The organism is uncultured Campylobacter sp. (assembly GCF_938017775.1).
In the GTDB taxonomy this organism is placed as follows: Bacteria; Campylobacterota; Campylobacteria; order Campylobacterales; family Campylobacteraceae; genus Campylobacter_B.
In genome coordinates this window covers 26941-37230 of sequence record NZ_CALIIU010000059.1, presented here as the reverse complement: position 1 = coordinate 37230, position 10290 = coordinate 26941, and the positions used below count along the sequence as shown (strand labels likewise).

Sequence of the window (10290 nt, the reverse complement as noted above, 5' to 3'; positions counted from 1 at the left end):
CGCAATGAAAGGAGCTGCATGAGGCTTTTGTATTTTGTGCTTTTTGCAAATGTAGTGCTGTTTGTACTTTGCGGTTTAAAAAACTTTCTGTTTAAAAGCAGCGCTTCTTATAAAACCGTGCAAAATGGCGCCTGGCTCATACCACCTAGCCCTGTAGCCAAATTTACGCTCGTCATATTTCTTTTATCTTGGGGGTCGATAGTGGCATTTGACGAGCCTTGGATAAAGAGGATAAAAGGCAAAGGTAAAGTTACATGCTTTGACGCAAACGACCCTTTATGTATAGACGGCTTCTTGCACAGAAGTGGCGACGAGACCGCACTCGTGATTGCGATGGGCATTGTTTTGATACTTATATCGCTATGGCTATTAACCGAAAAAGGGGTCATCATAGACAGCCGCAGTATAAGGAGAGAATGGGAATGTTTGCCGTTTAAATTTAGCACAAAGATCGATATAGAAAATGCCCTTATGGAAAAAGGGATGAGGGGCGAGATGCCGATTTTAAAAATAAAAGACGGGCAAAGTGGCAAAAATTTCACGCTCTCATTCCCATACGCACAGCAAGATATAAAATTTATCGAAGCAGAGATAAGAAAGAGGAGCTATAAGATGATAAAATCAAAAGAGGCGAAGGCTCCCCTCAAATCCGCGCTCAAAAAAACTATAAGCTTAAAAGGCGCGAATGAGCGCGCAAACATAGAAATTCTAAAAAACGACAAAGAGGGAGCGGGCGATTAAATTTTAAATTTAGCCACGCGCGAGCAATAGCTATGAAAATTTATGACAAGCCGTAGCAAGGCGGCGTAGTGATCGCGCGAGTAGCAGCCGTAAAATGTACGCGTAGCGAAGCGGCGGCAACGAGTGTGCGAACAAGTGTGGGCAAACACAAAAAAATGAGCCCAACGTAAGCCCAAAAGACGAGCTGGGCGCTTAAAATTTAGCTCGCGATCTTAAAAACCAAAATTCCAAATCGCTCCGCCAAAATTTAGCCTATTTTTTACCTAAAATTTCGTAAAATTACGACTTTAAATTTTTAAAAAGGACACAGATGAATAAAAGTTTGGAATTCAGAGCCGACATCGGAATGCTCTTCGTGGCGATCGCTTTTGGGCTCGGGTATCTGCCCACCTCGCAGGCGCTTGCGAGCAACAACGTCTTCGTGCTGCTATTTTGGCGCTTTTTCGCCGCAAGCATCATCGCAGGCGCGATATTTTTCCCGAAGCTCAAAGCCATAACTTCGCGCGAGATCAAGCACGGCGCGGTGCTTAGCCTGTTTTTATTCGCGGGCTTTACGTCACAGACCTTCGCCTTTAAATTCGCGCAAAGCTCCTCCGTAGCCTTCATCATCGGCCTAAACGTCGCGCTCGTACCCTTCATCGCCGCGGCGCTGTTTAGGCATAAAATTTACTCCTACGCCTACGCAGGCATCGCGCTTGCGGTCATTGGCCTCTATCTCATCGGCGACACGCAGCTAGGCCTGGGCAAGGGCGAAGCGCTGGCACTAGTCTGCGCGTGCGCATATTCGTTTCACATCGTGCTGACCAACCGCTTCGTGCAAAGCTGCGACGTAGCGGGTATCGCCTACGTACAGATCCTCTGCTTAAGCGTGCTTTGCTGCTTTGCGGCGATCTTTTTTGAAAGAGTCAGCATCGTGCCGGTGATGGATAGAAGCTTTTTCGTCGCGATGGCGGTGATCTGCCTGCTGGGAACGGTTTTTGGCTTTTTTGCGCAGGCTTTGATGCAAAAATACACGACGCCCGTAAAAACCGCTCTGTTTTTCACGCTCGAGCCCGTAACGGCGGGCATTATGGGCGTATTCGTGGGCGGCGAGAGGCTAAGCGCGATGCAAATTTTAGGCGCGGCGCTCATCCTATCTGGCGTTTTGATAAGCGAGATCGGAAGCTACCTCAGCGCAAAACGGAGCAGATCCGTAGGCGCTTGATTTCGCGGCGTTATAAAATTCCGTGCCACATAAAATTTACACGCGAAATTCCGTGCCATATAAAATTCTACGCCTTAAAATTTCGCGGTGAAATTCTGCGCCGCGCATAATTCTATGTCGCGCGGAATTTCGCGGCGTCTCTCGCAAGGATACGTTAAAATTCCGCAATAAATTTCGTATTAAAATTTACCCAGCAAAGGCGTGCAGCGAAGCTTTAGCGATAAAATTTCATTGCTTAAGCGATACAATAGTAAAATAACAAAATTTTAACAAAGGAGCCCCTATGAAAAAAATCATCTTTCTTGTTGCCGCGCTTGCGGGCATATTGTTTGCCAAAAGTGTAGAGATAGAGACGCCACCTAATCATAAAGACGGCGTAAATCACCTGGAATTGGTGCTGATCTTAGATAAATCAGGCTCGATGAGCGGGCTTGAGAGCGATACGATCGGCGGATTTAACTCGATGATAGAAAAGGAGCGTAAAGAGGGCATCGACGCCAGCGTCACGACCGTGCTTTTCGATACGAAATTTAACGTCATCCACAACCGCACGCCGCTTAAAAAGGTCGAAAACCTAACGTCCAAAGAGTACTACGCCGGCGGCAATACCGCGCTACTGGACGCCGTCGGCAGCACGATAGCGCGTATCGAACGGGTACCGGATATCTATGCCAAAAACAATCGCGTGCTTTTCGTCATCATCACCGACGGGATGGAGAACTCAAGCCGCGAATACTCCAAAGCGCAGATTAAGAAGATGATTAGCGACAAGCAGGAGAAATACGACTGGGAATTTATCTTTTTGGGCGCTAATATCGACGCCGCAAGCGAGGCGCAAAGCATCGGTATCAAAAGCGAAAATGCCCTAAAATACGAGAATTCCAAAGAGGGTGTAAGTAAAAATTTCGAAGCGGCGGCCGAGATATCCAAAGATGTAGCGACCGACAACAAAGCAAACTCGAAATGGCGCGATAAGGTGCTTCAGGACAAAAAATAGCAAGGCGCAAAGCAAGGCGCGCTAAAATTAAGTGCCGCTGCGGAAACGAGCGGCGGCACTAAAATAGGCGGCAATTTGAAAACATGCGGCGCAAAATGAGCTTTAGTAAAAAACACTGGCGGCAGCGCAAACGAGTTGTGACGCTAAATATTCAGCGCGAAAACACGAGCGGCGGCGCGGAAACAGATAGTGCGCCGGGTCGCTCACCGAAAAATTTAACGCGAATATGCGCCGCAAGAAAAACATAGCGCGCGAGGAATAAAACGGCGTGAAGCGGAGCTAAAAATTCCGCGACCTAGTGGTACGGTGCGCATATTGATTTTTACTCGGCGCACTTTAGAATTTTATTTTGACTTTTTCATGCGCCGCGCGGTATTGCTTTTGCCTACGCTGCTTTGCGCGACACGGAAACGCAAATCTACTCGCCAAATTCAGACGCTTCGCGAAGGGCACCGATTTACACGGCGCGCAAACTGCATTTCGCAGACGAAGCTAAATTTACGACGCGCAAATTCCGCTTTTTGCAAGCGACAGGTAAATTTCACCCTTTGCAAGCCGCGCTAAATTTTAAAATTTCGCTGCCGCAAAACGGGCGCAGCTACTAAAGCGCGGCTGCATTAAAATTTCGTAAATTTAACAAGGAGGAAGCTTATGAAGGTATCGGAGATCGACACGCCGGCGCTGCTGATTGATCGCGAAATCATGCTCCGCAACCTGCAAAAGATACAAAGCTACGCAGACGCCGCGGGCGTGAGCCTGCGGCCGCACACCAAAACGCACAAAATGCCCTATTTCGCGAAGCTGCAAAAAAGCATCGGCGCTGCTGGCATCACGGTCGCCAAAACGGGCGAGGCCGAGATCATGGCGGCAAACGGGCTGAAAGATATATTTATCGCAAACGAGATCGTGGGTGAGCTGAAATTTCAGCGCATCATCGCGCTTTTGCGCGCGGGGGTAAACTTAAGCTTCGGCATCGACAGTATAGAGCAGGCGAGTCTGATAGAGCGCGCCTTTGAGCGCAGCGGCACGAAGGCCTGCGTGCTTGCCGAGATCGAAGTGGGCGAAAACCGCTCGGGCTTTGTGGAAAAGCAGGATTTCGCGGCGTTTATAAAATTTCTAAAAAGCTGTAAAAATATCGAATTCCGCGGCGTGTTCTCCCACGACGGCCACTCCTACAAGGCCACCTGCAAAAGCGAATGCGAGCGCATCCACCTAGCCGCGCAGCGCCGCACGCTGGAGTTTGCGGATATCGCGCGCGAGCTAGCCCTGCCCACACGCGTCGTTAGCATCGGCTCGACGCCATCGCTTATTAATGATTTTGAAATTTTAAAGGGCGTCACCGAGATCCGCCCAGGCACCTATATCTTTATGGATGCCTCGCAGGCGCAGGCGTACGGCGATTATTCGATGAATGCGGCGAGTATCCTTACGACCGTCATCAGCAGACCTACGGCGGATCGCATCATCACCGACGTCGGTGCCAAGGGGCTCACGCAGCAAAGGCGCACCGAGGGCTTCACCGCCACGCCCGGGCTCGGGCGCATAAAGGGCACGGATGTGTGGATAAATAGCGTTTACGACGAGCATGTGATCGTCTACGACAGAGCGCTGCAAGGCGCAGTGCGCGTGGGCGATCGGCTCGAAATTTATCCAAACCACATCTGCCCCGTCGTAAATTTACACGAGTTCGCCTACCTCGTAAGCGGCGGCGAGGTCGTAGAAAAGATCCCCGTGCTATGCAGAGGCAAGCTGCAATGAGCAGACAAGCTCAAAAGTGCGGCGAGATAAAATTTTAGCTTCGGTAGAGCCTGGCTAAATTTAAGGCGCGAATTTATCGCCGCTCAGGCTGCGGCGCGAAGCACACCGAATTTGACGACGAAATTTAACGAAAGGCGAAAATGAGACTTTGGACAATAAGCTTTAAATATCTCGACGCAAAGGGGCTCGTGGCGCTTTGGCGCGAGGCACTGCTAGCTAAAAACGCGCTGGCTGGGCTTACTAAGGGCTACAAAAATCACCCGCAGCTTGACCGCTTTTACGCGCACGAAAACGCGCTAGAGGCGGTAAATGCGTATCTGGCGGAAGTCTATGAGGAGGGCTGCGCTCGCGGGTATAAATTTGACGCCGCGAAGGTGGGCGAATTTGACGCGCGAAATTTGGCTAAAATCAGCGTCGCTAGCGGTCAGATCGAGTATGAATTCGCCTTTTTACAAAAGAAGCTAAAATCGCGCAACATCAAGGCATACGAACGAAATTTGAGCGTAAAAAATATAGAAATCGCAGGCGTTTTTGAGGAGGTTGCAGGCGGGATTGAGCCGTGGGAGAAGGTTAAAATTTAGCGCCGTCTCGCGCGGCAGCGGCGACGAGCATATTCGGCTTATGCCGGCGAGCTTTTCGTATGCGGCGCTGCTTTTAAATTTATCGGTTTGCCACAAAGCTAAGCTTTGCGTAGCGTCATATAGGATCGCGCGCCGTGCCGCTTCTGCGGCGTCGCACACGCCGCGATCGATCAGCGGCGTAACGTGGCGGATCAGCGCTAACGTCATGATTTTGCCTCATAAAATACGAGCCCGCTAAGAACTTGCGCCGTTATGTTTCCGCTTCCACAGGATACTTAATGTTTAGATTTGCACTATTTATGCGAAATCTGCTAGGGTTCTTGCTCCGTAGCCACGGCGAGCGCGAGAGTCTGCTTCAAAGCATGGATTTGCGGGCTATTTAAGCCTTTCGTAGCTTTCGCATGAGCTTTGCCATGCCTTTTCATGTTCCGCTACCGAGCTCATAAATCTATCCTTGCTGCCCAGCTCGCAGGCCTTTTTGTAGTATTCTACGGCTTTAACATTATCTATGCCCTCGTAAAGACGCGCTAAATTTAAACACGCAAGCCAGCTGTCTGCGATATCCATATCGCAACCGCGCACATAGTAACCTACGCCCTTTATAGCGTCTTTGCGCACGCCTCTGCCTTTGATATACGCAGAGCCTGCGTTACTGCAGCCTATCGCGTGCCCGTCATCGCAGGCTTTGTCGAACAACTCCGCCGCCTTCGCCTCATCGCGCGGCATCCCCTCTCCGCTTTGATACAAAATGCCTAAATTTACGCACGACTCCACATCGCCGCCTTTGCAAGCTTTGACGTATAACGGCGCAGCCTTTAGCAGATCTTGCGGCACGCCCCAGCCATAATTGTAAACCTGCGCCAACGCCCCGCACGACTTTATATCGCCCTTATCGCAGGATTTTGTAGCCCGGCTTATATCGTCTGCGGTGATTTCAAAATTTTCGGCAAGCGCGAAATTTGCAGCAAACGTCGCGATAAGCGCTAGAACTGAAATTTTATTTTTCATTTTCATCCTTTTTGGTTTTTTAAGATCGCCTGCTAAGCCTAAGGCGCGGATTTACCGTTAAGGCGCAGTTTGATCGCTAGAGTTCGGATTTGTTCTCGCCTGCTCTTTGTTTTTTAACGCCTCGTAAATTTCATCGACGCCGCTTAGATTTTGATCCAAAACCTCTCTCGCCTTTTTTAGCGTGCGTGCGCCAAAAATCCCATCCTGCTTGGCTCCGATGCTTTTTTGGATATATAAAATTTTATCCTTTTGCATCGCAGCGGAATTATTAGTCGCCCCGGAAACGGAATTTGAAGCAGGGCTTTCAGAGCCGCTAGAGCTTGCACTCGTAGAATTTTCGTCTGCAGAATTTATGCCATCACTCGCAGAAGCAGAATTTTCGTCCTCAAAAAATGCAGGCATCCACCCTCGCAGCAGCCCCGATGCGCCGGTTTTCGGCACGTAACCCGTATTTGCCGCGCCTCCGTAGATTGCGCTAGCTAAAACGGCGCAGAGCAGAGCTTTGCAAAAGCGAGCAAACGCCGCGCCGCCTCTGCCGCAGCGATATTCTCGCGGAATTTTACGAGCTTTTACAGCGCACCGCACTACGCTTGCCAGCCACAGCGCCACACCGCCTAACAGCCCCGCAGCAGCGATTACCGCACCGCACGCAAGTGACCAAAAATAATGCTCCGCAAAGATCATCTCGAAGCAGCCCTCGCACGCCAGTGCAGCCGCCGCGATGAGCGCGCCTCCGCCTATGCACCACGTCGCGCGGTCATAGCGTGGACTTAGCACGCCAAGCGCCCCAGCCATCGCTCCGCCCAAATCACGAGCGCATTGCTGCGAAATAAAGCCCTCGCAAACGCGCATAATCGCCGCGGCGAAACTCTGCGCGCAATCCTCGCGCAAAGAACGTGGGAAAAAGAATTTCTTTAATCGTGCAAAGGGCGAAATTTTAGAATTTGACGCAGGATCTCGCGTATTCGCGCAATTTTTAAATTTTGCAGCGGCTAGATTTTCGGAATTTATTGCGGCGGAGTCTATGGAATTTGTGGAATTTTGAGCATTTAAGACACCTAAATCTCGGTAATCTCGCTCGCCGCGTAATTCGTAAAGACCCTCCGCAGTGCGATCAGAAGTGTCACTTAAGCCTTCTTGCGAGCCGGCAAAATTAGGTCCATTCTGCGCGCGAGCTTCGCTGCTTTGCTGTCTAGCCTCAAAATCGCCGGCAGAATTCTCTCCACCTTCCAAAAGATCTGCCCCGGCAAATTTTATGCCACCGCTCACTCCTCCTGCGAACCTGCCTTGCTCTCCGCGCAACCCCAAGCGATTATCTTCCGTGCCCATAGAATTTGCCGAAGCGCTAGCAAATTTCGTACCCGCAAATTTTACGCTCGCGCCGCCCTTGAGATTTTCTTTGCGAGAAGCGTCTTTTGCAAGGCTCAAAGCGTCGCGATCAGCCGTGCCGCAGGTAGAATTTACAGAGTTAAAATGTCTATCCGCGCCGTGCAACTGCTCAAGATTTAGCGTCTCGCCGCGCAGTTTAGCACTAGCTAGGCGCATCGCCGCATCCAGCACAGGCTTCGCGCGAAACAGCGTAAAAAGGCTTTGCGCATCGTTCTGCTCTAGCCTAGTGGGTGCGCCGCGCACCGCCGCAAGCTCCGGCGCAAAAACTTCGTCAAAAAAGCTAGGTCTTACGAATGTCACGCCGCCGAAGCACGCCGCATCGTAAGCCTTGCCGCAGACGGCAAAACTCAAGCGCAAAAAATCATCCTCCGCGCTAAATACCGCTTCGCAGCCGCCCTGTACCGCTCGCAGCGAGCCTAGACGAAACAAAAGTCTGCGCGCAGCAAAACCTACGCCCTTGCTGCATAAAAACTCCAGCAGCTCGCGCCCAAAAACCTGCGAGCTAGCACCTATGCTGACGCTCGGGCGGGCATAAACGGATACTTTATCGGTGCGAGTGAAATACCCGCGCCCATCGCAATGCTCGCAGCGAAAATCGCCCGCACCGCCGCATTTTTCGCAGCGCAGCCTGCCCGCACCGCCGCAAGCGGGACAAATGCGCGAGCCGCTACCGCCGCAGCTAGCGCAGGGAATGAAGCGATAGCCCATAGAATTTGATGCAGGGCCTGCAGAGTCGCCTCCAGAAAGACTGCGCGCATGAGCGTTCGTAGAGCTTAACGCCGCGCAGCTATAGCCGCCGGTGCCCTTGCAATCGGGGCAGATCAAGCGCCCGCGCCCGCCGCAGTTAGCGCATGGCGCCTTGCCTGTGCCTTCGCAGGCTTTGCAGCGCCTCCTGCCCGATCCGCTGCAATGCTCGCAACGCAGCTGAACGCTAAAGGGCTTAAAATCGTGAAATTTTATGATTTGATCCGCATTCATAGCGGCTTTTTGGGGATCTGCACGCAGGCGTAGCATAAAGGCCTCGCTTAGCTCCGCATCTGCGCTTGCCGCGCGCAGGCACTCGCGCGCATGAGCCTCGAACTGCGCGATATCTGCGAAATGCAGCTGCGCGCGCTCGCCGCCACTTATCTGCGAGACGCTAAACTTGCCGGCAAAGTCATAACGCACGCCAAGCCTCACGCTAAATCCATAAAACTCGCGATCAAGCTCGCGCAGATCGGCGCCACCGCTACGCGCTAGTGCTTTGAGTCTAGCGACAAACGCCTCTGCAAGCTCCTCTTTATCCAGCTTGTCCATGATCGCTCCTTTCTTGCAGGCACGCCACAAAGTCGCGCCGCATAAATTTTAAAATTCCTTTATTAAGATCCTGCGAATTTTAGCATTTCATATAATTATACCGCGAAAGGGAATTTTAAAATTCCAAAATCTCACGCAGGATGGAATTTAGCGCTATTGCGCGCCGTAAAATCTCGCTGCAAATCAAAACTCTAAAATAGAGCTCGACGCAAAATCTCGCACTGCGGCGCGGCGATGTGCGTAACTAACCGCAACAAAGACGGCGCGAATGGATCGCAAAACGGAGTCGCGAGGCATACGGCGCCAGAATGGTAGCAGCGGGCATGCAAGACTTTAATTCCGCAGCAGCGCATAATTTGGCTCGCGAAGATGCGCGATACGGCATAACGCACAGCAAATTTCGCGGCCGCGTAAATTTTAAATTTCACGGCTAGCTCGTGCGTACGGCATACAATTTAAAATTTCACGACAGCTATGACGCGGCGTGCAGCGATCTAAATTTATGACAAGTAGCGGCGCGCAAATTTCAATCCCGCGCGACAATCAGGCGACGGGTGCGTGGAGTACAATTTAATTTACGAGCGCATAGCCGACATATTATCGCACAAATTTAGTCGCAGCGGGCAGCTTCGGCATAGAATTTCATACCGCGATGCAGCGGCTCGTAAAATTTAGCTCTACTGCCGCACAGCTATAGCCGCCTGCGCCTTTGCAAGCAGAGCGGATTAGGCATCCGCGCCCACTGCAGGCGCTACACGGCGGTGTGTAAAATTTAATCTGGGCGCCGCAAACCTCCGCCAACATGACTGATCGCGTGAGCGTAAAATTTAGCTCGCCTGCCGCATAATTTAACTCACGGCGGTGCATGTCGCGGCGCAAGCGCGAATTTTAGATCGTGCGGCGATCTGCTGCGCGACCAACGGATTAATTTCACGGTGCGCTCGACATGAAATTTAGAATCTCGTAGCGACACATGACACTGTGTGCGGCCACGTGAAATTTTAAATTTCACGACGAGCTCGCGCGTTATGAAATTTTAAATCTTGCCGCGATGAGCTGTAAAGCTCGCGGACGGCTCGGTTTTTTCGCGGAATTTTGCGAGCGAAATTTCAAATGCCAAACCCACGCAAATTTTACGCAGAATTTAATGAAATTTCGCGGGACGAGCTCGTCGCGCTAAAATCCGACTAATCCGACTAGCCAAAACTCGACCGGCTAAAATCCAGCGCAATAAAACTGAGGCATAGCAAAACCATGACGCACTAAAACCGGGGCGCGATAAACTCGTCGCAACCTGAAAGCAAAATTTATCGCCG

8 protein-coding genes are annotated in these 10290 nt (G+C 51.2%); 6 read left to right on the top strand and 2 right to left on the bottom strand.

Annotated elements, in window-relative coordinates:
• The 5 genes from Q0537_RS08345 to Q0537_RS08325 all read left to right on the top strand — a co-directional run.
• The coding region (locus tag Q0537_RS08345) for a hypothetical protein (protein WP_299227032.1) at window positions 1-741 on the top strand (741 nt) is incomplete at its 5' end.
• Between the two features lie 310 nt (window positions 742-1051).
• On the top strand, window positions 1052-1945 hold the full coding sequence (locus tag Q0537_RS08340) for a DMT family transporter (protein WP_299227029.1): 894 nt from the start codon (window positions 1052-1054) through the stop codon (window positions 1943-1945).
• A 283-nt stretch (window positions 1946-2228) separates the two neighbouring features.
• Window positions 2229-2942 (top strand): vWA domain-containing protein, encoded by a 714-nt coding sequence (locus tag Q0537_RS08335; RefSeq protein ID WP_299227026.1) that lies wholly within the window; start codon window positions 2229-2231, stop codon window positions 2940-2942.
• A 651-nt stretch (window positions 2943-3593) separates the two neighbouring features.
• A complete protein-coding gene (locus Q0537_RS08330; protein WP_299227023.1) occupies window positions 3594-4700 on the top strand; it encodes an alanine racemase in 1107 nt (368 codons plus the stop codon).
• A 140-nt stretch (window positions 4701-4840) separates the two neighbouring features.
• The gene (locus tag Q0537_RS08325) at window positions 4841-5281 is read left to right on the top strand and encodes a pyrimidine dimer DNA glycosylase/endonuclease V (protein WP_299227020.1); all 441 of its coding nucleotides are present in this window, start codon (window positions 4841-4843) and stop codon (window positions 5279-5281) included.
• 375 nt (window positions 5282-5656) lie between these two features.
• Here the strand turns inward: Q0537_RS08325 and Q0537_RS08320 are convergent, their stop codons facing one another.
• Both Q0537_RS08320 and Q0537_RS08315 read right to left on the bottom strand, forming a co-directional pair.
• Complete coding sequence (locus Q0537_RS08320; RefSeq protein ID WP_299227017.1) at window positions 5657-6289, bottom strand: tetratricopeptide repeat protein; 633 nt, start codon at window positions 6287-6289, stop codon at window positions 5657-5659.
• 57 nt (window positions 6290-6346) lie between these two features.
• Window positions 6347-8974: a hypothetical protein gene (locus tag Q0537_RS08315; RefSeq protein ID WP_299227014.1), complete on the bottom strand. Its 2628-nt coding sequence runs from the start codon at window positions 8972-8974 to the stop codon at window positions 6347-6349.
• 308 nt (window positions 8975-9282) lie between these two features.
• Here Q0537_RS08315 and Q0537_RS08310 point away from each other — a divergent pair, with 308 nt between their 5' ends.
• Window positions 9283-9408: a hypothetical protein gene (locus Q0537_RS08310; protein ID WP_299227011.1), complete on the top strand. Its 126-nt coding sequence runs from the start codon at window positions 9283-9285 to the stop codon at window positions 9406-9408.
• Window positions 9409-10290 lie beyond the last annotated feature (882 nt).